21 protein-coding genes are annotated in these 23,674 nt (G+C 55.3%); 7 read left to right on the top strand and 14 right to left on the bottom strand.

Annotation, left to right across the window (positions count from 1 at the left end; translation table 11 throughout):
• Nucleotides 1-425: 425 nt before the first annotated feature.
• Nucleotides 426-785 carry a response regulator gene (locus SBL51_RS21900; protein ID WP_317933319.1) on the top strand — a complete coding sequence of 120 codons (360 nt, stop codon included), beginning with the start codon at nt 426-428 and terminating at the stop codon, nt 783-785.
• A 60-nt stretch (nt 786-845) separates the two neighbouring features.
• Nucleotides 846-3,425, top strand: a complete 2,580-nt coding sequence (locus SBL51_RS21895) for an EAL domain-containing protein (RefSeq protein WP_317933318.1) — start codon at nt 846-848, stop codon at nt 3,423-3,425.
• Here SBL51_RS21895 and SBL51_RS21890 read toward each other — a convergent pair.
• Complete coding sequence (locus tag SBL51_RS21890) at nt 3,417-4,049, bottom strand: hypothetical protein (RefSeq protein ID WP_317933317.1); 633 nt, start codon at nt 4,047-4,049, stop codon at nt 3,417-3,419. The two genes, SBL51_RS21895 and SBL51_RS21890, sit on opposite strands and share 9 nt — an antisense overlap.
• A gap of 329 nt (nt 4,050-4,378) precedes the next feature.
• Here SBL51_RS21890 and argE point away from each other — a divergent pair, with 329 nt between their 5' ends.
• The 3 genes from argE (at nt 4,379) to ilvD (ending at nt 9,051) form a co-directional block, all read left to right on the top strand.
• On the top strand, nt 4,379-5,536 hold the full coding sequence (argE, locus tag SBL51_RS21885; RefSeq protein ID WP_317933316.1) for an acetylornithine deacetylase: 1,158 nt from the start codon (nt 4,379-4,381) through the stop codon (nt 5,534-5,536).
• 219 nt (nt 5,537-5,755) lie between these two features.
• Nucleotides 5,756-7,075 carry an amino-acid N-acetyltransferase gene (gene argA / locus SBL51_RS21880; RefSeq protein WP_317933314.1) on the top strand — a complete coding sequence of 440 codons (1,320 nt, stop codon included), beginning with the start codon at nt 5,756-5,758 and terminating at the stop codon, nt 7,073-7,075.
• A 140-nt stretch (nt 7,076-7,215) separates the two neighbouring features.
• A complete protein-coding gene (gene ilvD, locus SBL51_RS21875; protein ID WP_317933313.1) occupies nt 7,216-9,051 on the top strand; it encodes a dihydroxy-acid dehydratase in 1,836 nt (611 codons plus the stop codon).
• A 73-nt stretch (nt 9,052-9,124) separates the two neighbouring features.
• Here ilvD and SBL51_RS21870 read toward each other — a convergent pair whose 3' ends face one another.
• From SBL51_RS21870 to lgt, 8 genes are all read right to left on the bottom strand, one after another.
• Complete coding sequence (locus tag SBL51_RS21870) at nt 9,125-10,471, bottom strand: hypothetical protein (protein WP_317933312.1); 1,347 nt, start codon at nt 10,469-10,471, stop codon at nt 9,125-9,127.
• A gap of 17 nt (nt 10,472-10,488) precedes the next feature.
• Entirely contained in the window at nt 10,489-11,094 is a 606-nt protein-coding gene (locus SBL51_RS21865) for an energy transducer TonB (RefSeq protein WP_411860510.1), read from the bottom strand.
• A gap of 4 nt (nt 11,095-11,098) precedes the next feature.
• Nucleotides 11,099-11,506 carry a biopolymer transporter ExbD gene (locus tag SBL51_RS21860; protein WP_317933311.1) on the bottom strand — a complete coding sequence of 136 codons (408 nt, stop codon included), beginning with the start codon at nt 11,504-11,506 and terminating at the stop codon, nt 11,099-11,101.
• A gap of 40 nt (nt 11,507-11,546) precedes the next feature.
• Entirely contained in the window at nt 11,547-12,074 is a 528-nt protein-coding gene (locus SBL51_RS21855) for a MotA/TolQ/ExbB proton channel family protein (RefSeq protein WP_317933310.1), read from the bottom strand.
• 11 nt (nt 12,075-12,085) lie between these two features.
• Nucleotides 12,086-13,453 (bottom strand): MotA/TolQ/ExbB proton channel family protein, encoded by a 1,368-nt coding sequence (locus tag SBL51_RS21850; RefSeq protein ID WP_317933309.1) that lies wholly within the window; start codon nt 13,451-13,453, stop codon nt 12,086-12,088.
• Nucleotides 13,450-14,235 carry a DUF3450 domain-containing protein gene (locus SBL51_RS21845; RefSeq protein WP_317933308.1) on the bottom strand — a complete coding sequence of 262 codons (786 nt, stop codon included), beginning with the start codon at nt 14,233-14,235 and terminating at the stop codon, nt 13,450-13,452. The genes SBL51_RS21850 and SBL51_RS21845 overlap by 4 nt, the downstream gene beginning before the upstream one ends.
• A gap of 554 nt (nt 14,236-14,789) precedes the next feature.
• Complete coding sequence (locus SBL51_RS21840; protein ID WP_317933307.1) at nt 14,790-15,623, bottom strand: thymidylate synthase; 834 nt, start codon at nt 15,621-15,623, stop codon at nt 14,790-14,792.
• Nucleotides 15,624-15,669: 46 nt separating this feature from the next.
• Nucleotides 15,670-16,536, bottom strand: a complete 867-nt coding sequence (lgt, locus tag SBL51_RS21835) for a prolipoprotein diacylglyceryl transferase (RefSeq protein ID WP_317933306.1) — start codon at nt 16,534-16,536, stop codon at nt 15,670-15,672.
• Between the two features lie 124 nt (nt 16,537-16,660).
• On the opposite strand from lgt, the gene SBL51_RS21830 reads away from it, so the two are divergent.
• Complete coding sequence (locus SBL51_RS21830) at nt 16,661-17,434, top strand: NRDE family protein (protein WP_317933305.1); 774 nt, start codon at nt 16,661-16,663, stop codon at nt 17,432-17,434.
• Here the strand turns inward: SBL51_RS21830 and SBL51_RS21825 are convergent.
• The 3 genes from SBL51_RS21825 to SBL51_RS21815 form a co-directional block, all read right to left on the bottom strand.
• Nucleotides 17,417-17,950 carry a shikimate kinase gene (locus SBL51_RS21825; RefSeq protein WP_317933304.1) on the bottom strand — a complete coding sequence of 178 codons (534 nt, stop codon included), beginning with the start codon at nt 17,948-17,950 and terminating at the stop codon, nt 17,417-17,419. The two genes, SBL51_RS21830 and SBL51_RS21825, sit on opposite strands and share 18 nt — an antisense overlap.
• 84 nt (nt 17,951-18,034) lie before the next feature.
• Entirely contained in the window at nt 18,035-20,308 is a 2,274-nt protein-coding gene (ptsP, locus tag SBL51_RS21820; protein WP_317933302.1) for a phosphoenolpyruvate--protein phosphotransferase, read from the bottom strand.
• Nucleotides 20,309-20,317: 9 nt separating this feature from the next.
• A complete protein-coding gene (locus SBL51_RS21815) occupies nt 20,318-20,815 on the bottom strand; it encodes an RNA pyrophosphohydrolase (protein WP_317933301.1) in 498 nt (165 codons plus the stop codon).
• Nucleotides 20,816-20,965: 150 nt separating this feature from the next.
• Here SBL51_RS21815 and SBL51_RS21810 point away from each other — a divergent pair, with 150 nt between their 5' ends.
• Entirely contained in the window at nt 20,966-21,619 is a 654-nt protein-coding gene (locus SBL51_RS21810; protein WP_317933300.1) for an HAD family hydrolase, read from the top strand.
• A gap of 6 nt (nt 21,620-21,625) precedes the next feature.
• On the opposite strand, the gene SBL51_RS21805 is transcribed toward SBL51_RS21810, so the two are convergent.
• Nucleotides 21,626-22,810: a class I SAM-dependent rRNA methyltransferase gene (locus tag SBL51_RS21805; protein WP_317933299.1), complete on the bottom strand. Its 1,185-nt coding sequence runs from the start codon at nt 22,808-22,810 to the stop codon at nt 21,626-21,628.
• A 194-nt stretch (nt 22,811-23,004) separates the two neighbouring features.
• Complete coding sequence (gene gcvH, locus SBL51_RS21800; protein WP_317933298.1) at nt 23,005-23,397, bottom strand: glycine cleavage system protein GcvH; 393 nt, start codon at nt 23,395-23,397, stop codon at nt 23,005-23,007.
• Between the last annotated feature and the right edge of the window lie 277 nt (nt 23,398-23,674).

Genomic DNA, 23,674 nt, shown 5'->3' with positions numbered 1-23,674 from the left:
GTTTTCTGGGGTAAGGATGTGGATAACTCCCGCAAAGGTGGAGCCATCAACCCCTGCACCAAGTGATCATTTTTTAACCAACAGCAAGAGAGACCCCTACCAGGGAAATAACGAATCAGACGACATACGGCCGCCCGGCCCTACAACAACCTGTCAAATTTTCTCTCGCCGGCGACAAAATTTATCAAATACTCAATTAGCGCCTACGTGTGAATTTAGGCGCTAACATTGAGAATTAATTTTTGCTTTTATTTCTGAAATATAGCGTTAATTTAAATTTTTAGTTGCATTAATAATTAACGCTATTTGCTAGACAAAATTTAACGCCAGCGGCGCAAAAAGCCCTTTGGCGAGCACCACAAACCTGTCTATGCTTAACAGGCAATCACAAAAAAATTATCAACTGGGTCTTAGCGGAAAGGCATATGAAAAGATGTCTGCTCGTCGACGACAGCATGGTCAGCCGACTCATGCTGGCCGAAATTGTCCAATCCCTGGAGCCGGGCGCTGAGATTATTCAAGCCACCAATGGCGCCGATGCTCTGCAACGCACGAATCAGTGTGATCATATTGATGTCGCAATTATCGACTATAACATGCCCGGTATGGATGGCCTTGAACTGGCCGAGCAGCTGGCAAGCCTGGGCAAGATCGGCAAAATGGCGCTGCTTACGGCCAACATTCAAAACACGCTGAAAAGCCGGGCTACCGATCAGGGATTAGTCTTTCTTAATAAGCCCATTAATCAAGAGGCCATCTCGCAATTTTGCAAAGATAGCCTCTGATGGCCGAGCCTGCTGCAAATCACATCCACAGCCTGATTAATCAGCGAAGTTTTTAGCACTATGCCTAGCTTACCGACATATAAACAGGTGGTGGATTCGCTAGAGCTTGGCGTGATGCTGCTCGACAAATCGCTGTGCGTAAAATATTTAAACGATTGGCTTTATCTGCGCTCGGGCAAACAACCCGAGCAGGCACTGAACCAACCCTTGGCCGAACTCTTTGGCGAATTGCAAAATTCGCGTCTGTTGGAGTGCTGCCACGATGCCGTGCACGCCAACCTGCCAGCGCGGCTCTCCAACTCCTTCAACCCCAGCCCACTGCCGCTCTACGACCCTAAATATTTAGGCAACGATCTCTATCGCCTGCAGCAGGTGATTACCATTCGACCGCTGGAACTCGACCAGGATATTTTTTGTGAACTGGTGGTGTACGACATTACAACCGCCGTCATTAAAGAGAACTGGCTAAAACGGGTTGCGGCTAATTTCCGGCGCCAAAGCCAACAAAAAGAGGTCGCCCTCGAGCAGCTCACCCGCATCATTGAAAATACCGGCGATGCCATTTTGGTATTTGCCAAAAATGAGCATATCGAACTGGCCAACGCCTCGGCCACCACGCTGCTTGGTCACAGCCACGAACAACTGGAGCGGCTCACCCTCAGAGAGTTGTTACCCAAAGAGCGCGATGAGCACAGCTCCACCCTCTACGACCGGCTGATGCTGGCTTTGGATTCCGCCAGCGAACGGCAGGCCAACCTGCACGTACCCTCGGTCAATACCCGGCTAATGAACGCCGAGGGCCGCTCCATTCCGGTCGATATTAAATTTTCCATCAGCCACGCCGACGATGACATCAAAATAATTCTGGTCATTCGCGACTGCAGCCACTTAGTCGAAACCGAACGCAATTTTCTGGAGAGTGAAAACCGCTTCCAGACACTGGCCAAAATTGCCCCGGTGGGCATTTTTCGCACCAGCGACAAAGGCGTTGTGTTGTACGCCAATGAGACCTGGATGCGTATGACCGGCTGCCATGTTAGCGAACTGCACCATTTATCCTGGCTCGATTTTCTAGACAAGAACGACAAAGACAAAATAACCACCGGCTGGCATAACGTCCGCTCGCGCAAAGGTGGTTTTAAGGAGGAGTTTAAATTGCGGCGGGCATTGCCCAGTGGCCAGAGTATTTGGGTGCTGGGCCATCTGATGGCCGAACACGACAGCAACGACAACATCAGCGGCTTCGTTGGCACCTTTACCGACATTACCCAACAGCGCACCAACCAGGAAGAGATAGAGCGGCTGGCCTATCACGATGTGTTGACCGGGCTCTCCAACCGCCGCCACTTCCACGACAACTTAACCCGGCAAATTAAAGCCAATAGCCGCAGCCAGGAGCCCTTTGCCCTGCTGGCGCTCGATTTAAACGGCTTTAAAGCGGTCAATGACACCTACGGCCACGATGCCGGCGACCGCGTGTTGATCGCGGTTGCCAACCGTTTGCAGCACTGTTTACGGGAATCCAACTTAATTGCCCGCATTGGTGGCGATGAGTTTTTTGTGCTGATTCCCAAATTCGACCAACTGAAAGATCTGATGGTGGTCTCACGCCGTATTGTCGAAGCGATGGGCGCGCCCATTGATCTGGATGGCGGCCAGGTGACCGTCACCACCAGTATTGGTATTGCCCTCTACCCCAGTGATGCCGATTCCGCCGAAGAGCTTATCAAATGCGCCGACATGGCGCTCTACTCTGCCAAATCCAACCACCGCGATGCGTCGGTATTTTTTAATCAGCAGATGAACCGCACCGCTGAGGCGAGCCGGGCACTGGAGCTCGATCTGCAGGAGGCGATCAGCAATGATCAGTTCCACCTCTATTTTCAGCCGTTAACGCTGCAGGAGGGCCAGTCACAGCTCTACGCCGAGTCTCTGGTGCGCTGGCAACACCCGCAACAGGGGCTGCTCTACCCCAACCACTTCATCAGCATACTCGACAAGAGCCGCTTCGCCGGTCAGTTCACACAACTGGTATTCACCAAAATCTGTCAATTTATTCGCGGCTGTATTAGCACCAGCGCACACACCGGCAGTGCCAAAATTTCGGTGAATTTATCGGCCAACCAGCTGCTGGCCAACAATTTTGAAGTCGATATCACCCGCCTCCTGCACAAGCACGGGATCGAGTGCGAACAGTTGCAACTGGAGGTTTCGGAAAAAACACTGAACGGCTGCTTTGTGTCGATTCTACCGGTGCTTATTCGTCTGCAACGCAAAGGCTTTGCCATTATTTTGGATGACTTCAGCAGCGCTTATTTGCCACTGCAAAGGCTGACGCAGCTGCCGTTGGCGGCGATCAAGCTGGACCGCTCAGTGGTGCTGGATATCGATAAAAACCGGCAGAATCAGATACTGGTGGCCACCATAGCCGAAGTGTGTAAAAGCATGGATTGGCAATTTATTGGCAAGGGTGTCGAAACACCGCAACAGAAACTGGCATTGACCAACCTCGGTTGCTATCGACACCAGGGCTTCCTCTACTCCAAACCCCTCACCATGACGGAATTCGCGCGTTTTGTCAGCAGTGGCAGCAGCGTTGATATCAACGCATCGAAAAGTAACAGCAGCCGTTTAATTTAAATTCTTGGCCTTCAGATAAACCTGCAAATACGCAGCAATCAACGCCTGGAATTTTTCACAGGAATCGGAATCGAGCACCATAGTCAAGTGACCATTAATATCCAGGTCTGAAATTTCGATATGGGTCTTCAGCATCATGGTGTATTTGCCACGGATACCGGCGTTGCGCACTATCTGCTGAATATCGCCTTTATGATAACTGGGCAGCTCCGCATTTAATTTGCAATCCAACAGATTGACCATGCTACCAATACAGGCGTTCAGAATGATGTTGCCAATCTCCAGCAGCGCATCCCGCTCCAACACCTCCAGATCTATGCCTTCGGTATTGTGGCTGCCAATAAACGCCACCATTAATTTCTGAGCCATATCGATGGGAAAAAAGATCATGGTCACGCCATTCATGTCGCCACGAAAACGTTGGCTAACCGCGCTGCAGATATCCATATCACCGAGATAGTCGCTATCGAAATAGTTAAAGGCGATCTCCGGTATTGAGAGATAGACTTCACTGCCGGTCATTAAGGCCAAACTATTACAGGCACGGCCAACACTGATATTCATAATTTCCAGTGCGGCGTCGGTTTCCAATTCGTTAAAATGCGCGGGATTGGTGTCGGTCATTTAAAGATCCTCTGATCTGATCAGAATACAACACAGAAGAGCGTTGATTAGGCAGAGAGAATTCGTACCGTTTTTTATTTAATGCTTTTATTTAACGGGCGTGCGTCAAAATCGCCTGTGGCAGAAGCTTAACACCGCAACCTCCCGCTTCACAGCCCAACCTCTTCCGGGATTGGCAGAATCGAGACTGCTCGACATCAATTGCGTCCCAGGACAACTCACTTTTAATTTTTTATATCACTTTACGGATTTATAGGTTTAATAAAGTGGTTTTCCAACACTGTTGCGTTAGGATTGCATTATGATTTTGATGCCAATGGGCGGCCTTTATGAGTAAACACGATTTAACCGCACAATTAAAAGGCCAATTATCCAGCCTGGTTGCCATACCCTCAATCTCCAGTGCACTGCCCCATCTGGATTGCAGCAACCGGGCCGTGGTCGAGCAGTTGGCCGAATGGCTCACGCAGTTAGGTTTCACCTGTGAACTGCTACCGGTAGCCGAGCAGCCCGGCAAGGTCAATCTGTTGGCCACCCTCGGCCGGGGCCCCGGCGGCCTGGTGCTAGCCGGCCATACTGATACCGTCCCCTACGATGATAGCTTGTGGCAACAGGATCCCTTCCGACTGCAGGAGAGCGAGGATCGCTGGTACGGTCTGGGAGCAACCGACATGAAGGGATTTTTCCCGGTTGCCATTGCCGCCGCCAGCGCCTTCACCAACCAGCCGTTGCGGGCGCCGCTTATGTTGCTGGCTACCGCCGATGAAGAGTCATCGATGTGCGGCGCCCGCGAGTTGGTAAAACTGGGGCGACCTACCGGCCGCTATGCCGTTATTGGCGAACCTACCGGGCTAAAGCCGATTCGCGCTCATAAGGGCATTATGATGGAGGCGATCCGGGTTACCGGCCACAGCGGTCACTCCTCCAATCCAGCTCTTGGTCGCAATGCCATGGAAGATATGCACCTGGTTTTCAATGAGCTACTGGCATTTCGCAGTGAACTGCAGAAAAACCATCGCAACCCTATGTTCGCTGTGGCAACCCCAACACTCAACCCCGGTTACATCCACGGTGGTGACAACCCCAACCGCATTTGTGGCCATTGCGAGCTCCATTTCGATATTCGCCCCCTGCCGGGTATGAATCTCGACGAGTTGCGCCACACGCTGGAACATCGCCTGCTGCGCTTAAAAGAGGAGACCGGCATGCAGGTGGTGCTCGAGAGCCTCTTCCCGGGGGTACCCGCCTACGAAGAGTCTCTGCAATCAAGCTTGGTACAAAAGGCCGAACAACTCACCGGCTATGCTTCAGAAGCGGTTGCCTTTGCCACCGAAGCCCCCTATCTACAGAGCCTTGGCCACGAAACCATAGTGCTGGGCCCGGGCAATATCGACCAGGCCCACCAACCCAACGAATTTATCGAGATAGGGCAGGCGCTCACCGCGGTGGAAACGCTTAAATCCGTTATTGCCCACTACTGTCTGTAAGGGTGTTGGTGCGGGCAGACAAGCAATCAAGCTCGCGCCCGGTCAGTGACAATTGCCGCCGTGGTTACTCATCAGTGCGCACCGGGTAGTAACCATCCCCCACTGAGCCAACCCCAGCACAGCAAAACGCGATTACTTTTGTGGTTTTCCGCCGGCGCGGTAGAATTCCTAACTTTGCAATAACCCTCAATTTGCCCAGACACTGTATAAGAGAAGACCTTGAGCCAATTTGATCACATCACCTGGTTTCGCGCCTCATCGCCCTATATCAACTCTTACCGGGGCAAAACCTTTGTTATCTACCTGCCAGGTGAGGCGGTACTGCACCCCAATTTTTACACCATCATTCAGGATCTCACCCTGCTGCACAGCCTGGGTATTCGGCTGGTCATCGTGCACGGCGCCAGGCCGCAAATTAATGAACGGCTGCAGCGCGAAGGCATCGAGAGCCCGTTTGTGAACGAGCAGCGCATCACCGATGAGGCGGCCCTGCCCCTGGTATTGCAGGCAGTGGGCGAAACCCGCTTCTATGTTGAAGCCGCGCTCTCTACCGGTATGCCCAATTCACCCATGTACAATGCCGAAATCCGGGTGGCCAGCGGTAACTATGTGGTCGGCATGCCCAAGGGGGTGATCGATGGCGTCGATTTTCATTTCACCGGTAAGGTGCGCAAGATCGAAGCCGAGAGCATAGAGGCCGCCCTCAACGCCCGCGCAGTAGTGATCACCTCGCCCATTGGTTTTTCCGCCACCGGTGAGTTGTTCAACGTCAGCTCTCTGGATGTCGCCACCCGCGTCGCCACCGCGCTTAACGCCGACAAATTGATCGTTTTCGTGGAGCCCGACGGCCTCTATATGGAAGATGGCGAGCTGTTACGCCAGGTCAGCGTCTCCGAATGCCGCTACTACTTGAACGACGCCAGTATTGCCGCCTCCGACGCCAGCTCCGCCTTAAAAGCCTGCTACCAGGCCTGCAACCAGGGTGTACCCCGGGCTCAAATCGTCAGTTACATCGAAGACGGCGCTCTAATCGAGGAGCTCTTTACCCGCGACGGCAGCGGCACCCTGGTGCATAGCGACAGTTATGAGGTGGTAAGGCGGGCGACCATCGACGACGTCGGCGGCATTCTGGCCCTGATCGCGCCACTGGAGGAGCAAGGTATTCTGGTGCGCCGCTCCCGGGAGCTGCTCGAGGCGGAGATCAATCGCTTCTATGTGCTTGAGATCGACGGCATGATCATCGGCTGTTGCGGCCTCTACGGTTATGGCGAGAGCGACATGGCCGAAGTTGCAGCCGTGGCCACCCATCCCGGCTTCCAGGGTAAGGGGCTGGGCGCCAAACTGATGGGCTACGTCGAGCAACAGGCGCGCAGCCAGGGTTACACCTCACTGTTTGTGCTTACCACACAAACCGCCCACTGGTTTATCGAGCACGGCTTCAGGGCCGCTGAACTCACTCAGCTGCCAGCGCAGAAGCAGTCGCTCTATAACCTGCAGCGCCGTTCCAAAGTATTCATCAAGCCGCTCACCAACGGCTGAGCAACAATCCGCCGTTGGGGTTAGTGGCCCGGCGGCCATTCTGCTATGCTTAGCGCCCTTTTCAGCCGGGTGCAGTCGCGTTACACCCGGCCCGACTACCGACTTCAGACAGATTCAACATCGACACGCCGGGAGCTCCTATGCCTGCTTATCGTTCCAAAACCTCCACCGCCGGCCGCAACATGGCGGGTGCTCGCGCCCTATGGCGTGCCACCGGTATGAAAGATGACGATTTTCAGAAACCGATCATCGCCGTCGCCAACTCCTTTACCCAGTTTGTACCTGGCCATGTGCATCTGAAAGATCTTGGCCAGCTGGTCGCCGAAGAGATCGAGAAGGCGGGTGGTGTTGCCAAAGAGTTCAACACCATCGCCGTTGATGACGGCATCGCCATGGGTCACGACGGCATGCTCTACAGCCTGCCCAGCCGCGACATCATTGCCGACTCCGTGGAGTATATGGTCAACGCCCACTGCGCCGATGCGCTGGTCTGTATCTCCAACTGCGACAAGATCACCCCAGGAATGCTGATGGCGGCGATGCGTTTGAACATCCCCGTTATTTTTGTCTCCGGCGGCCCCATGGAGGCCGGTAAAACCCGCCTGGCCGAGCGCAAGCTTGATCTGATCGACGCCATGATTCTTGCCGCCGACCCGAAGGTTTCCGATGACGAAGTGGCTGAGGTTGAGCGCAGCGCCTGCCCTACCTGTGGCTCCTGCTCCGGTATGTTTACCGCCAACTCCATGAACTGCTTGACCGAGGCCCTAGGCTTAAGCCTGCCTGGTAATGGTACCGTGCTCGCCACCCACGCCGACCGCGAAAAGCTCTTCCGCCAGGCCGGGCAGATGATTGTTACTCTCGCCAAGCGCTATTATGAGCAGGACGATACCCGGGTATTGCCGCGCGATATCTGCACCAAGGCTGCGTTTACCAATGCCATGTCGCTCGATATCGCCATGGGCGGCTCCACCAACACCATCCTGCACCTGCTGGCAGCAGCCCAGGAGGCCAATGTCGATTTCAGCATGACCGATATCGATGCGCTTTCGCGCCGAGTACCGCAACTCTGTAAAGTCGCTCCCAACTCGCAGCAGTACCATATCGAAGATGTGCATCGTGCCGGCGGCATTATCTCCATATTAGGCGAGCTGGCCCGTGGCGGAATCATCGACAGCTCCGTACCCACCGTGCACAGCGCCTCACTGGCCGAGGCTATCGACCATTGGGACATCACCCAAACCCGCGACAGCGCCGTACTGGAATTCTTCCGCGCCGGCCCCGCCGGTATTCCCAGCCAGGTCGCCTTCAGCCAGGCCACCCGCTGGCCCAGCCTCGACGACGATCGCGCCCAGGGATGTATCCGCTCGGTCGATAATGCCTTCTCCGCCGAGGGCGGGCTTGCGGTGCTGTTTGGCAATATCGCCGAAGATGGCTGTGTTGTGAAAACCGCCGGAGTCGACGAGTCTATTCTGGTGTTTGAAGGGCGCGCTCACGTCACCGAGTCACAAGAGGCGGCTGTGGAAAATATCCTCGGCGGCAAGGTTCAACCGGGCGACGTGGTGATTGTCCGCTACGAAGGGCCCAAGGGTGGGCCGGGTATGCAGGAGATGCTCTACCCAACCAGTTACCTCAAATCCATGGGGCTTGGTAAGGCCTGTGCGTTGATTACCGATGGCCGTTTTTCCGGTGGCTCCTCCGGCCTTTGTATTGGCCATGTCTCGCCAGAGGCCGCCGCCGGCGGCGCTATTGGCCTGGTGGCGGACGGCGACACCATTCAGATCGATATCCCCAACCGTTCCATCAATCTCGCCATCAGCCCAGAGGAGCTGGCCAGTCGCCGAGAGCAACAGGCGCAAGCCGGCTGGCAACCGGCCCAACCCCGGCCGCGCAAGGTGAGTGCTGCGCTTAAAGCCTACGCCTACTTTGCTACCAGTGCCGACAAGGGTGCGGTACGCGATCTGAGCAAACTCGATTAAATCAAACAGATTTCAATAGCCATAAAAAAACGAGCCATAAGGCTCGTTTTTTTATGCTTGGTGAAGGGTGGGTTCACTTAGTGGTTGCCAGTGATTTTTCCCGCTCATCCTCGCCTTTACAGTAGGCCAGCCAGTTATCGGCAAATGCCTTACTGCGGTTATCCTTACGTGCCTGCGTGAAGTACTTGTTGCACTCATCCCAGTTACCCAGGTTGGCGTTAGCCATACCCATAACAATCTGTAACTGATCCATGCGCTTCACACCGCCGCGGGCGATCGCCTTTTTACCGGCACTGATGGCATTGTCGTTTTGATCGCTATCGACGTAGTTACCAGCTAAAAGAGCGTAGAGATTACCATTATCGGATTTCTCAGCAGCCTCTTTCATAACGGCAATCGACTTGTCGATCTCCTGTGACAAACGCCAGGCAGTCGCCAAGGTTTCCAGGTTTTTGGAGGTAGGCTCAATCAGCTTACTACTGATACCCTTCTCCAAAATTTTCGCGGCACGGAATGCGTAACCTTCACCCAGGAACATGTACGCCAGGTTCAACACTTCGGTTTCTCTATCCAGAGCTTTGGCCACATAGGCGGCATCACTCAGGTACAAAGAGTCTTTTTCGCGTTTAACCAGGTTGTACATACCCGCCAGCTGTTTCCAGTAGGCGGCTTTCGGGTACTCACGCACCAGCACTTCCAGGATATCAACCACCTCTTTGTTTTTACCGCGGTCGTACTGAATTGCCATCTCAATGGAGTACCAGTTCTCTTTCGGGACCTGGCCTTTATCTTTGTACATTTTGATGGCTTTTTGGATATTCAGTAACGATTTGTCGTACTGTTTATCCTGGTAGTACGCCTGGCTCAACAAGGCATAGTTGTCGGCATTGATAAACTGTGGATCCTGTTGCTTGAACCACTGCTCCAGGGTTTTGATAGCACCTTTGTAGTCCTCTTGCACAAATTGCAACTGGGCAATGGTGTAGAGGGTGGCGGTTTCCAAACCCAGTGGAATACTCGGCGATTGAGCCACTACCAGGCGATAGTATTTAATCGCTTGGGCGTAGTTCTCAAGGCTGTAGTACACAAAGCCAAAGTTGTTGTAAAGGTTTGCCAATTCGTAGGCGTTCCACTTGGGAGCATCCTTGGCTTCCAGCTCTTTAAGAACCTTCAATGCCGCTGCGAAGTTGGGCTCGCCCTCTTCCGGGTTAACCAGTTCGGTCACTTCCGTTAACTTTTTGTAGACTGGCTGGCTCAGCGCTGGTGTTTTACGGGTTTTACGCTCTTCCTGCGCAACAGCGCTGGCAAAATGAGTGGTATAACCCAGGGCATCAAACACCACCACGGAAGCCGTCGGCGCAACCGCCAAAGGCCCTGCTATTACCAGACTACGGATCAGTTTAGAGGCAATTTTTTTCATAGATCATTCCTCCTCACCTAATCAGCAATCGCAAAGGTGATTTTGTTTTGTACACCAGGTACTTCAATCGGCTCACCATCGACCACACGCGGTTTGTATTTAAACTTCAAGGCCGCGCTAATCGCTGCGCTATCAAAGATATTGGGTGGGTCGGCCTCAACCACAACCGGATCGCGCACGGAACCGCTTTTGGTCACCGTAAACTCCACAATCACATAACCTTCAATACCACGCTGTAGCGCGCGGCGCGGATAGACTGGCTGAACCTTTACGATAGGCAGGTATTCACCGTCGCCACTAAAACCACCCAAGCCTTTAATGGAGAGGTCGGTTTTGGTTGATGGAGCACTGATGTTCAGCGCCATATCAACATCCGGAGTATCCACTTCCATTTCCGGAGTTTCCGGGGGCGGGGTATCCGGCTCTTCCGGTTTGTCGGGTTTGGCGGCCTCATAGCGGGTTTCAATCTCCGCCTGAGGCATGGTGATATCGGCAATCTTGATGGTGTCCTCTTCCTTAGGAGCTGTCTCATTCATTTGAATGAGATAAGCCATCAAGGCAAACAGTGCGATTGTTGTTCCTACAGCAAAGCCAGCCGCTATTAAAACTCTAAAAATGTTCATCGACTTACTTTGCCTCCGTAGACACTGCTACCCTGTCATCCAGACCAAGCTCCCGAGCCGCAACCATAATTTTGGCTACTGTCTCAACATTACCTTTGGAGTCCGCTTGGATAACGATGGTGCCTTTGGGGTTTTCCGCATAGAGACGCTCAATAACTTGGCGAACATTACGCGGGTCTACCTTTTTCTTGTCTATCCAGATTTCATTGTTGTCATTGACAGCAATCAGAATGGCGGCGTTCTTTCTAGCCTCCGCCATAGTAGCCTCGGGACGATTAATTTCGATCCCCGGCTCTTTAATGAACGAAGCGGTCACAATGAAGAAGATGAGCATGATAAACACCACATCGAGCATGGGTGTTAAGTCAATTGCCCCGGCTTCTTCGTCTTGACCCTGATTTCGCTTACTCATGGACAATTCCTACAACCGTTAGGTGCTTAGCAGATGGACCTTAGTGGTCCATCGTTAAATGGTCAGCAAACAGCTGATTTTCTCGCTCCGCGATACGGGTAACGTAGGTATTGCCAAATACACCGGACAGTGCCGCAACCATGCCCGCCATTGTCGGAATGGTTGCTTTGGATACACCACTGGCCATTGATTTGGCATCACCGCCACCGGTTACCGCTAGCACATTAAACACCTCGATCATCCCCCACACAGTACCCAGCAGCCCGAAAAGGGGTGCTAAAGCAACGAAGGTTCCGATCATGTCCAGGTTGGTGTTGATTTTCTCTTCCACCCTGGAAATTAATGCATAACGCACCTGATGGGCATTCCAAGACTGGCGCTCTGAACGGCCCTCCCAAGCATTGAGAGCAGCTCGCACATCGCGACTCAGCATAAATTTGAAATACCAAACACGCTCAAAAATCAGTGTCCACATCAGGAGAGTCAGAATAGCAATCGCTATAAGGACCTCACCACCCGACGCTACGAAAGCACGGATCGCCTCTAATGCATCAGTTAATCCTGACATGGAACCTCTCCTTACTTACGCTCGGCGTTTTCTGCGATGATACCGGCGGTCTGTTCTTCAAGAACATGGAGAATGCGCTTAGCGCGACCATTTACTACGGTGTGCATCAGTACGGTAGGAATTGCAACGACCAGACCGAGTACGGTAGTTACCAGAGCACCGGAAATACCGCCAGCCATTGCTTTCGGATCGCCCGCACCAAAGATGGTGATTGCCTGGAAGGTAACGATCATACCGGTTACCGTACCCAACAGACCCAGCAGCGGGGCAACGGCGGAGATGATCTTCAACAGGTTCAGACCCGATTCGATCGCTGGTTTCTCTTTCAGCACCGCCTCTTCGAGTTTCAGCTCCAGAGATTCGGTATCCAGTGACGGATTGCCCTCGGCTACTTTCAACACACGACCCAGCGGGTTGTTGGTGTTGGCAGTCTGGGATTTCAGCTGAGAGGTTACTTTAGAGCTAACCGCAGACAGTACGATCAGACGGTAGATACCCAGCAGCATAGCGAACACACCAACAGCAGAGATGATGTAACCCACTACGCCACCTTGGTGCCAGCGCTCAACCAGGTTGGGGCTGCCAATCAGTGCGGCCAGGTAAGAACCACCGCTTGGGCCAGTTGGGTCGATACCCACTTTGGTGAAGCCGGAAGTGGCAGTTGCCAAATCAGCGGCGCCAGAGAGGTAACGGCCGGCTGGCTGACGAGGTAATTCGGAGATGCGACCACCTTTGAATTCCAGGTAGCGACCATCGGCCAGCAGGTTGAAGGTACCGATACGGACAACTTCAGTAGCTTGCGCTTCACCTTCCGGAGAAATAACGGTGGCGGGGAATTTAACAACCTTACCGCCTTCGATAGTTTCACGCTGCAGTTCGTACCACAGGCGCTCGATCTCTTCGATTTTTGGCAGTTTGGTGTTGCTGTTCATCTTGTCGATCAGCTCTTCCAGGAAGTCGGTACGACCTGGGTATTGAGCAGAAACGATCGAGGTTTCGATGTTGGTGCGCAGGTCACCGGCGGTTGAGGTCAGGTGACCAAACAGCTCTTTCAGTGAACCCAAGCGATCTTGCAGTTGCTTGCGCTTATCCTGCACAGCCAGGTCCTGTTCGTCGTATTTGTTTTCCAAACGCTCAGAACGGGCCTCTTCTTCGGCTTTGGTGTTCTGGGCACGACGCAGTTCATCAGCTTGCTTGTTTTTGTCGCGGCGGAATTCGGCTTCGCGGGCCTGGTGCTCTTTCGACTCAACCAGTTTGTCCTGCTTAACCATGTTCAACAGCTCGTCGAGCGTAGCGGCTTTTTCTTGCGCGATTGCGCCGGTGGTGAAAACACTCGCAACGACAGCGGCAGCTAAATGTTTAGCGAAGGTCAATTTCATTGTGCTGCCTCCGGAGCCAAAATGGGTAATTCAAGTATATCGACAGATGCCTGTTTCTTAGCGATACGAATGCCTTTCAGGATGGCACTGCGGTAATCACCAGAGTCCAATGGTGTCCAGGCACCTTGGCTGGCATCCCAAGCACCGGAGAGCTTGGTGTCTTTTGTTTGATACAGCAGAGCAATACGGCCCACCTGCAGAACGTTTACTTCACGCTCTACGCCATCCAGGGTGAGGGCTGTTTCGTAGGTGGAGATTTTACGACCGTACTCGGCTTCGATTTTGTAGAGCTCCAACACCTGACGGAATTTCTCAGCGACAGAGATGTCGGCGCGATCCATGTTGGCGGTGACCTTTTCCAGCTCTTCAGTACGCTGTTCGATATGGAAAGGAACATCCAGGGAGATAAATTGGGTCAGACCTTCAAGCATACGCAGAACCAGAGGCTGGATCTGACGCTCGATGATGGTGACGTTATCGATGGACTCTTCAAGATCCTTGATAACTTCCAATTGCTTGGCGATCTGCTTCTCGAGCTGAGCGTTATAAACTCTCAAACCTTCGATCTGCTTGTTTACAGTTTTAAACTCCTGCAACAGGGCATTTGTCTGTTCCTGTAAACGGTCGATGCGTTGCTGGGATTGCAGCCCGGCATTAACTTTCGACTCTCCAACCTCGAAAATTTGATTCAAGGTTTGATCCGCAAACACTTCTCCGCCAAAGAGAGTGGTCGCGGTGACCATCGTGGCGACTGCCACAGCTTTCACTCGCTGCTTCTTCATAAATCCCCCAATTCGGGTGCTAGCAATAAAAAACACAAAAAAAATCTATCCACTGAAACGCGTCAGAGCTTAAAAATAACAAAAATTATTTATAAACATTTGGTCGCAGCAGCCAACGGGCGCACATTGTAATAACAGGCCGTGGATACATTCAACGTCTCGCACTGGTGCCACAACATTTGTGTAGACCGGTAACAAAACGTGCCCTATGGGCGGCAGCCATATGCAACTTAGATGCCGAAACAACCTATTTTAATTTTTGCAGCCTTCAAAAGACGTTTTGTGCGGGTAAGCCCTGTAAAGCACTCCACTCACGACATCTCATCAAAGGTTTCTCTGCTAACGCTCCGACTCCCTGTTGGCACAGGCGCTGGGCGCCCATACTAACCCATACCCAACCCAAAGACGCGAGAAGATCTTCTCATTCACAGGCATGGGAATGCGAAAATACTCGCATTTCGGGGCCTATTTCAACCCCCAAATACGATCTCGTAACTCTTCGGGCCATTCTAACTGGCTCCGCCTTACAAATTGACGACAATATCAGCCTTGACTTATATAGCTATAGGCGCCGATATGTGCGGGTGCGGATCATAACCAGTTAATTCGAAGTCTTCGTAACTGAACGCAAAAATATCCTGCACTTCTTTATTTATGTGCATGACTGGTAACGCTCTTGGCTCTCTTGCCAGTTGTTTCTCCACCTGCTCCAAGTGATTCAGATAGAGATGGGCATCGCCCAGGGTGTGCACAAAATCGCCCGGCTGCAGACCAGCCACCTGTGCCACCATCATGGTCAGCAGGGCGTAGGAGGCGATATTAAAGGGCACACCCAGAAAGATATCGGCACTGCGCTGATAGAGCTGGCAGGAGAGGCGCCCCTCAGCCACATAGAACTGAAACAGTGCATGGCAGGGAGCCAATGCCATACGCCCCTCCCCCACATTGGCCTGGGGCGACTGACTCTCGTCGGGCAGCTCGGCCGGATTCCAGGCCGAGACAATCAGACGCCGGGAGTCCGGCTTGGCCTTTATCTGCCGCATAAGCTCACTGATCTGATCGATATGGCCACCCGCGGGTGTCGGCCAACTGCGCCACTGGACGCCGTAGATGGGGCCGAGATCGCCCGCGTCGGTGGCCCACTCATCCCAAATGGAGACACCGTTGTCACGCAGGTATTGAATCGAACTGTCGCCCCGCAAAAACCAGAGTAACTCATGGATAATCGAGCGCAGATGGCACTTCTTGGTGGTTACCAGGGGAAACCCCTGCTGCAGATCAAAGCGCATTTGATGACCAAATACACTTAAGGTTCCGGTACCGGTGCGGTCTGCTTTTTTGACGCCCTGGTCGCGGACCAGGCGCATAAGATCGAGATACTGCTTCATGAAAATTCTTAGGTTCTTATTCTGGTTCCAGCCGGGCGCCAGCGCGCTAGGCTTTGGTCGCAACGGACGAGTCGGCTTTGGTCTCCTGGCCTGACGCGGCGTCCTGTTCGGCCCGGCGCAATCTGGCGGCACGCCAGACGAAGAGCACAAACAGCACCAGGCCGGAGGCCACCATAATCGAGCTGAGCCACTGACCGCGGGTAACCCAGCCCATAAAATCGAACATAATGTGCTGATCCGGCTCGCGATAAAACTCGACGAAAAACCGGAAACAGCCATAGCAAATCAAAAACAGGGCACCAACGGTGCCACGCGCGCGCGGCTTGGCAGAATAGACGAACAGAATGATAAATAACAGCACTCCTTCGAGTCCGGCTTCATAAAGCTGTGAGGGGTGCCTGGCCAGCTGCTCAGGGTCATTGGGAAAGACCATGGCCCAGGGCACATCGCCGCTCACCGGCCGCCCCCACAACTCCTGCCCGATGAAGTTGCCGAGCCGGCCAAAACCAAGCCCAAGCGGCACCAGTGGCGCGCCAAAATCCATCAGCGACAGGAAGTTCACCCGAATTCGCCAGGCGTAGAGAGACATAGCCAGAATCACGCCAATCAGCCCGCCATGGAAGGACATGCCACCGGTCCAGACCTTAAACAGCCAGACCGGATCTTCGAGAAACTGCTCCATTCCATATATAAAGACATAGCCACAACGGCCACCGACAATGACCCCCACCGCCGCCCAGACGATCATATCCTCCACCTGGTTGCGCTTTACCGGCGCCCAGGGTTTGCCGGCGCGGTACATCGCCAAGGCCCAGGCACAGGCAAAACCCGCCAGGTACATCAGGCCATACCAGTGCACCTGGAGCTTGCCAATACCAAAGGCGACGGGGTCCATCTCGGGATAGGGGATCATAAACTGCTCCGCATGACGCCAACGGCGGGTGGCCGAAGGCGAGTGATTCAACGTTTTGGCGGCACCACCTCCGGGCCGCAATTGCGGTAGACTAGACCGCCTTTATGACGGTTTTATCTATTCTATGTGCCTGATATTCATCGCCTACCAGCAACACCCCGAGTGGCCGCTTATTATCGCCAGCAATCGCGACGAGTTTTTTCAGCGGGCGAGCCTGCCTGGGCACTTTTGGGCTCCGCAATTTAACCTGCTCGGAGGGCGTGATCAAGAACAAGGTGGCACCTGGCTGGCGGTCAACCGCAACGGCCGCTTCGCCGCCGTCACCAACTTTCGTGATCCAAAACAGGGAACTGGCACCCGCAGCCGGGGCTTTTTGGTGCACGATTTTGTTGCTGGTGAGCAATCGCCGGCCGATTACCTTCAGGGTCTGACAGGTACTGACTACACCGGTTTCAATCTGTTGTTGGGAAGTGTCAAAGAGCTCTATTACGGCAGCAACCGCGGGCGCCCCGTCGAACAATTGAGCGGCGGCATTTATGGCCTCTCCAACCACCTGCTGGACACACCATGGCCCAAAGTGGTGAATGGCAAGTTGGAATTCACCAAACTAGTGCAAGAAAACACCGTCGACATAGAGGGGTTATTTAATCTCATGGGGGATACCGAGGAGGCCGCCAGCGGCCTGCCGGAAACCGGCATCGGCGAGGACCAGGAGCGCTATTTGTCGTCGCGTTTTATACCGGCACGGCGGCGGGATGAGGTGAATGGTTTCGATGGCTATGGCACCCGCACCACCACCATCGTCTTGATGAACCGGCATGGCGGCGGTCACTGGCTGGAGCGCAACCACAACCCAGAAGCCCCCAACCGCACGGAAACCCTAGCCTTTCAGTGGTAATCCGAGTTTGGCCAGAGCGGTAAGAATGGCCTGCAAACACTGCTGTGGGGTTTTTTGCTCGCAGTCGATTTCGGTATCGGCATAGCGACGGTAGAGCTGCACCCGCTCCTCCATCAGCGATTCAAACGACTGCCCCGGCGCCCGGGCAATGCCGCGCTGTTCATAGTTATGAATACGTTCGCGCAGGGCTGAAAGCGACAGCGACAGGTACACCACATGGCTGCTTGCCTGCAGGTGTTCCATCCCCTGGGGGCTATAGACGGCACTGCCGCCGGTGGCCACCACTTTGGCGGAGTCGAAGTTGAGCTCTAACAGCACCTGCGCTTCCACCGCCCGCAACTCCAGGTAGCCCCGCTCGTCCATAATCTCCTGCAGAGTTTTGCCTTCACGGGTCTGAATGGAGAGATCGGTATCGACAAACTCCAAGCCCAACTCCTTGGCCAAAAGCACCCCCAGGGTACTCTTGCCCACACCGGGCATACCAATCAAAACCACGCTCTGCTTTTCGCTGTGCACTCACGCCTCCTGCACTCGACCAACTTGAGGCTGACAACTACACCAGCCGGTTCGAGCCTCTGCGAACCGGCCAATTACACCTATTCAGAGGGAAACGGTTTCACCCATCGAGGAGCGCAATAACTTGTAGGCACCGCTGCTTTTCAACGCCTCTTGCACGCAGTGGTTAATACTGGCGGCATCGGGCAGATCGCGCACCTGGCTGAGCAGCCCTTCGGCATCCTCCAGTGAGATGGAGCGCAACACCGCCTTCACCTTGGGCAGGTTGGCGGCGTTCATCGATAACACATCAAAGCCCATGGCCACCAACAGCATGGCGGCACCGGGGTCACCGGCCAGCTCGCCGCAGATACCCACCGGTGTGCCCTGGCTGTGGGCCTGTTGGACTATCTCGATCAGGGCGCGCAACACCGCCGGATGCAACGACTCGTAAAGCCCCGCCACGCGGGCATTGTTGCGATCCACGGCGAGCAGATATTGGGTAAGGTCGTTACTGCCCACCGATAAAAAGTCAACCCGGGCCGCCAGTTCGCGCGCCTGATAAACCGTCGCCGGCACCTCGATCATGACCCCAATAGGCGGCAGGGTGATGGCATAATTTTCGTCCAGCAGTTCGTGGAAGGCGCGGTAGATCAGCACCTGGGCCGACTCCAACTCCGCCACACTGGAGACCATGGGCAGCATAATGCGCAGGTTATCCAAGCCTTCGCTGGCTTTCAGCATGGCCCGGATCTGCACCAGGAAGATCTCCGGGTGATCCAGGGTTACCCGAATACCACGCCAGCCCAAAAACGGGTTGGCCTCTTCAATGGGGAAATAGGGTAGGGATTTGTCGCCGCCCACATCCAGCGTACGCATGGTAACCGGGTGCGGGTGAAACGCCTGCAGCTGCTCGCGGTAGATCTTGCGCTGCTCCTCCTCGGAGGGGAAGCGGTCGCGCAGCAGGAAGGGAACCTCGGTGCGGTAGAGCCCTACCCCTTCGGCGCCCCGCTCCAACGAGCGCATCACATCCACCATCAAACCGGTGTTCACCCACAGGGCAACCCGGTGGTGGTCGAGCGTTTCACAGGGGAGATCCGTGTAAGAGGCGAGGTCTTCGACCAGCTCTTTCTCTTCCCGAACAATCGCCTCGTAGTGGCGGCGCAGTTCATCACTCGGATCGCTGGTAACGCTGCCACGGTAGCCGTCGACAATCAACGGCCGCTGGTCGAGACGCAGGAAGGGCAGATCAACCGCCCCCATCACCGTGGGAATATTCATCGCCCGCGCCAAAATGGCAACATGGGAGTTGCCGGAACCCTGGGCGGAAACCACACCCACCAGCTTACCCTCCGGCACCTCGCCAAGCATGGTGGCGGTGAGCTCATCACCCACCAGAATGGTGTTATCCGGGTAGATCCGCTCCCGGGCGGCGGACTTCTGCAGATGGCCAAGCACTCGCCGGCCAAGATCGCGCAGGTCGGCGGCACGCTCACTCAGGTAGGCGTCATTCATACTGGCGAAGGTGGAGACGTGGTGCAAAATCACCTGGCTCCAGGCGTAGGCGGCAGTGTCGCCCTGGTGAATGCGGGCATCCACCTCTTTTATAAGAGAGGCATCACCCAAAATGGCCAGATAGGCATCAAACAGCGCCAACTCTTCCGGTGTTAACCGGCTCTTCAGCTGCCCGGCCAGATGTTCAATATCCTCCCGCGCCAGCTGCAGGGAACGCTGCAACAGGGCAACTTCGGCCTCGGGGTCGTCACTGGTGGCGGCAATAACGCTGCTCAACTCCGCCGGCGGCGTGACCAACACGCCGGTACCAATGGCCACACCGGAGGCACTGGCAACCCCATGAAAGCGGGCAGACTTGCGATTTGTATCGATGGCTTCGAGGGTACCGGTGGCCTCAGCGTGGGCGATTACCCCGGCCAACTGAGCGGAGACGGTTACCAGAAACGCCTCTTCGCTCTCGTCAAAGCGGCGGTTCTCTACCTGCTGCACCACCAGCACCCCCATCACCTGGCGGTGATGGATAATCGGCGCCCCCAGGAAGGCTTGATAGCGCTCTTCGCCGGTCTCCGGGAAATAGCGATAGCGGGGATGCTGGGCGGCGTTCTCCAGGTTGATGGGCTCGGCCCGGGCGACCACCCAACCGACCAGCCCCTCTTCCGCCGACAGGCTGACCTTACCCACCGCCTCTTTCTTCAAGCCTTCGGTGGCCATCAACAGATACTCACCACTGGCGGTGCGCAGATAGATGGAACAGACCTGAGTTTTCATGATTTCACGCACACGCGTGACAATAACATCCAGCGCCACCTGCAGATCGCGGGCACTGTTAACTTCCTGAACGAGGTTTCTCAGATCATTGAGCATGGAGTGTCGCTAGCGCCCGCAGGCCTCTTCCAACTGGGCGTGGTGGCTGGAGAGTTCCTTCAACGCCCGCCGATACACATCCCGTTTAAAGGAAACCACTTTTCCCAGTGGATACCAGTAACTGACCCAACGCCAACGATCAAACTCGGCATGACCGAAGCGATTGAGGTCGATGGCGGACTCCTCCGCTTTTAAGCGCAGCAAAAACCACTTCTGCTTTTGGCCGACACAAACCGGCACATTGCCCTGGCGAATCAACCGCTTCGGCAGACGGTAGCGCAGCCAGCCACGGGTACAAGCCAGCAGCTCGACATGCTCCTCGGTCAGCCCCACCTCCTCGTAGAGCTCACGGAAGAGCGCATCGCGGGGACTCTCGTCGGTTTTAATACCGCCCTGAGGAAATTGCCAGGCGTCATGACCATTCACTCGACGCGCCCAAAGCAGTTGGCCGACATCATTACAGAGAATGATTCCCACATTGGGACGAAATCCGTCGGCGTCTATCAAAATCTCTCTCCGGGCAAGGCAAAGGGAGAATATAAACGATTATTTCAAAACTTTCATAGCCCCCAAACTAACAGAGCGCTTGAGCAGCACCAATCCGGTGAGTATGCTCAGCGCCTTCTTATTAATACCCAGCAGCAGTGAGGCCGCCGTTTGACGCTCGCAATTTTCGACCTGGACAACACCCTGATCGCCGGAGACAGTGACCACAGTTTTGGTGAATACCTGGCCGAACGCGGCCTGGTAAATTGGCAGCAACACTGCGCCACCAACGACCGTTTCTACCAGGACTACCTGGCCGGCCAACTCGATATTATCGCCTACTCCGCCTTTGCCCTGGGCCCCATCGTCGGCCGCCCACCACACGAGCTGCGCCAGCTGCAACAGGATTTCCTGGCCGATAAGATCGCCAAAATGGAGCTGCCCAAAGCCCGGGCACTGATTGAAAAACACCGCAGCCAGGGTGACGACCTGCTGATCATCACCGCCACCAATCGCTTTGTCACCGCCCCCATCGCCGAGTGGCTGGGCATCAATGAGCTGCTCGCCACCGAACCGGAAGTGATCGATGGTTACTACACAGGCAAGGTGGTGGGCACCCCCTGTTACCAGGGCGGCAAGGTGATACGGCTACAGGAGTGGTTGGCGGGTTACGCCGGCGACCTCAACAACAGCTATTTCTACAGCGACTCATTTAACGATCTGCCCCTGCTGGGCCAGGTCGACAATCCGGTGGCGGTCGATCCAGACGACCGGCTGCGCGCCCACGCCGAGGCGAACAACTGGCCGATCATCAGCCTGCGCTGAATCGCCCTAGCGAAAAACGCGGGCAAACTGCGCCTTGAGGTAGTCGGTTTCGGGAATGGCCGGGTGCACCGGGTGGTCCGGCCCCTGGCCGCCCTGGTGGAAGATCTGTAACTGGCGATCGATATGGCGGCTGCCCGAGCGCAGCAGTTCGGTAAGCGTCTCGCGCGGCAGGTGCATGGAGCAGGAGGCCGACACCAGCAGGCCATCGCGATTGAGCAGACGCATGGCCAACTCATTCAAATGGTAGTAGGCCGCCTCCCCCGCTTTCTGGTCTTTCTTGCGTTTAATAAAAGCAGGAGGATCCATCACCACCACGTCAAAGCGTTCACCGTCCTCCAGCAGCGCCTTCAAGGCCGGTTGCGCCTTGCCCTCCAGCGCCGCCACCCGTTCGCTCAGGCCGTTGCGTTCGGCGTTGGCCGCTACCGCATCCAGGGCATCGCTGGAGGCATCCACACAGAGCACCTCGCTGGCGCCGGCCACCGCCGCCTGAATACCCCAGCCGCCAATATAAGAGAAGACATCCAACACCCGCTTGCCGGCCACCAGCGGCTGCAGGTAGCGGCGGTTTTCGCGGTGATCGTAAAACCAGCCGGTCTTTTGGCCGCTAAAGACCGGCGCCTCAAAGTCAACGCCATTCTCGCGCACCAGCACCCGCTCGGGCACCTCGCCCACCGTCTCAACCCGCTCGGGCAGCTCCTCCAGGGCGCGGGCGCCGTGGTCGTTTTTAAAGAGGATCCCTGCAGGCTTCAGCACCTGCTGCAGGGCGGCGGCGATATCGGCCTGCAGAGCATCCATACCGGCGGTGGCCATCTGCACCACCAGCACGTCGCCAAAGCGGTCCACCACCAACCCCGGCAACCAGTCGGAGTCACCGTAAATAAGGCGGTAGTAAGGTTCGGCAAAGAGACGTTCACGCAGGGCCAGGGCCTGTTCAATGCGCTGCACCAGCAGGGCACGCCCGAGAGGCTTCTCGTCGCGGCTCACCAGGCGGGCACAGATCAGGCCATTGGGGTTGACCATCGCCACCCCCAAACACTTGCCGCGTTCACCAAGAATCGCCACCTGCTCACCGGCAGCCAGCCCTTTCAGTGGCGTTTTCTGGGTGTCGATCTCGTTGGAGTAGATCCAGAGATGACCCTTTTTCAGGCGACGATCCGCCTTATCTTTCAGTTGCAGCGATGACAGAGACATAGAGTTGCTTTAGCGGGTAGATGGATGGGGAGGCAGAAGCCTGGGTGTATCCGATTGCGTAGCGCCGGGTAGCGGTTTCCACTACCCGGGCCGGCACCGCCGGTTACTGGAGTAGCACCGGCAGTGATCATTGTGTGGGGCGGCAAGCGCAGGTGCTTTTGGCGGCCGGCCCGGCGGCCGGCCAGCGGCAGGCGTTACTCTTCGTCTTCCAGCAGCGCCTGGTAGCCGTCAACGTCGAGGGCGTCGTCCAGCTCGGAGAGATCCGTGGGGCGCACCTTGAAGAACCAGCCGTCGTCGTAGGGCGACTCATTGACGGTCTCCGGGGCATCTTCCAGCTGTTCGTTAACGGCAATCACTTCACCGCTGACCGGTGAAAAGATATCGGAGGCGGCCTTCACCGACTCCACCACACCGGCCTCTTCGCCGACATTCACAGCGCTGCCCACTTCCGGGGTCTCCACGTAGACCACATCACCCAGCGCCTCCTGGGCGTGGTCGGTAATCCCGATGGTGACAGTGCCATCTTCTTCCACTCGGGCCCACTCGTGAGAGGGCAGGTATTTCAGCTCTTTGCGTAGTTCGCTCATGGTCTATTCCTCAAATTCCCTGCAACCGGGTATGACAGTCTCACTCAGTGGCCTCTACCAAAGCCCTGGGAAGGTGCCAGGCCAACCCTTACAACGGCTTAGTAACTTGGTCGCACACTTTTTCCAGCCGGAAGCTGGTGAAAGGGTTCAGCCGCCTGTGCGCAGCGCCCCTTGGGGCACGGCGGCGATGATTGGCGACGGCGCCTAAAGCGCGTATTAGAAAGGAAAAGGGCGGTAGCAGTAAAGCGCAAATGTGCGCTGGCACAAGCGGACGGGC

Origin of the sequence: Halioxenophilus sp. WMMB6 (assembly GCF_033283405.1) — a bacterium.
In the GTDB taxonomy this organism is placed as follows: Bacteria; Pseudomonadota; Gammaproteobacteria; order Pseudomonadales; family Cellvibrionaceae; genus Halioxenophilus.
Note: the sequence above shows the minus strand (reverse complement) of the source record. Positions and strands in the feature narration are given on the sequence as shown.

Bases quoted from the DNA above. Each gene is read 5' to 3' on its own strand.
- SBL51_RS21830 (WP_317933305.1), top strand. From the start codon at position 16,661: ATGTGCCTGATATTCATCGCCTACCAGCAACACCCCGAGTGGCCGCTT.
- ptsP (WP_317933302.1), bottom strand. From the start codon at position 20,308: ATGCTCAATGATCTGAGAAACCTCGTTCAGGAAGTTAACAGTGCCCGC.
- argE (WP_317933316.1), top strand. From the start codon at position 4,379: ATGAGTAAACACGATTTAACCGCACAATTAAAAGGCCAATTATCCAGC.
- SBL51_RS21855 (WP_317933310.1), bottom strand. From the start codon at position 12,074: ATGTCAGGATTAACTGATGCATTAGAGGCGATCCGTGCTTTCGTAGCG.
- SBL51_RS21895 (WP_317933318.1), top strand. From the start codon at position 846: ATGCCTAGCTTACCGACATATAAACAGGTGGTGGATTCGCTAGAGCTT.
- ilvD (WP_317933313.1), top strand. From the start codon at position 7,216: ATGCCTGCTTATCGTTCCAAAACCTCCACCGCCGGCCGCAACATGGCG.
- SBL51_RS21840 (WP_317933307.1), bottom strand. From the start codon at position 15,623: ATGAAGCAGTATCTCGATCTTATGCGCCTGGTCCGCGACCAGGGCGTC.
- SBL51_RS21870 (WP_317933312.1), bottom strand. From the start codon at position 10,471: ATGAAAAAAATTGCCTCTAAACTGATCCGTAGTCTGGTAATAGCAGGG.
- SBL51_RS21865 (WP_411860510.1), bottom strand. From the start codon at position 11,094: ATGAACATTTTTAGAGTTTTAATAGCGGCTGGCTTTGCTGTAGGAACA.
- SBL51_RS21860 (WP_317933311.1), bottom strand. From the start codon at position 11,506: ATGAGTAAGCGAAATCAGGGTCAAGACGAAGAAGCCGGGGCAATTGAC.
- SBL51_RS21900 (WP_317933319.1), top strand. From the start codon at position 426: ATGAAAAGATGTCTGCTCGTCGACGACAGCATGGTCAGCCGACTCATG.
- SBL51_RS21850 (WP_317933309.1), bottom strand. From the start codon at position 13,453: ATGAAATTGACCTTCGCTAAACATTTAGCTGCCGCTGTCGTTGCGAGT.
- gcvH (WP_317933298.1), bottom strand. From the start codon at position 23,397: ATGAGCGAACTACGCAAAGAGCTGAAATACCTGCCCTCTCACGAGTGG.
- SBL51_RS21890 (WP_317933317.1), bottom strand. From the start codon at position 4,049: ATGACCGACACCAATCCCGCGCATTTTAACGAATTGGAAACCGACGCC.
- SBL51_RS21845 (WP_317933308.1), bottom strand. From the start codon at position 14,235: ATGAAGAAGCAGCGAGTGAAAGCTGTGGCAGTCGCCACGATGGTCACC.
- SBL51_RS21805 (WP_317933299.1), bottom strand. From the start codon at position 22,810: ATGTCTCTGTCATCGCTGCAACTGAAAGATAAGGCGGATCGTCGCCTG.
- lgt (WP_317933306.1), bottom strand. From the start codon at position 16,536: ATGATCCCCTATCCCGAGATGGACCCCGTCGCCTTTGGTATTGGCAAG.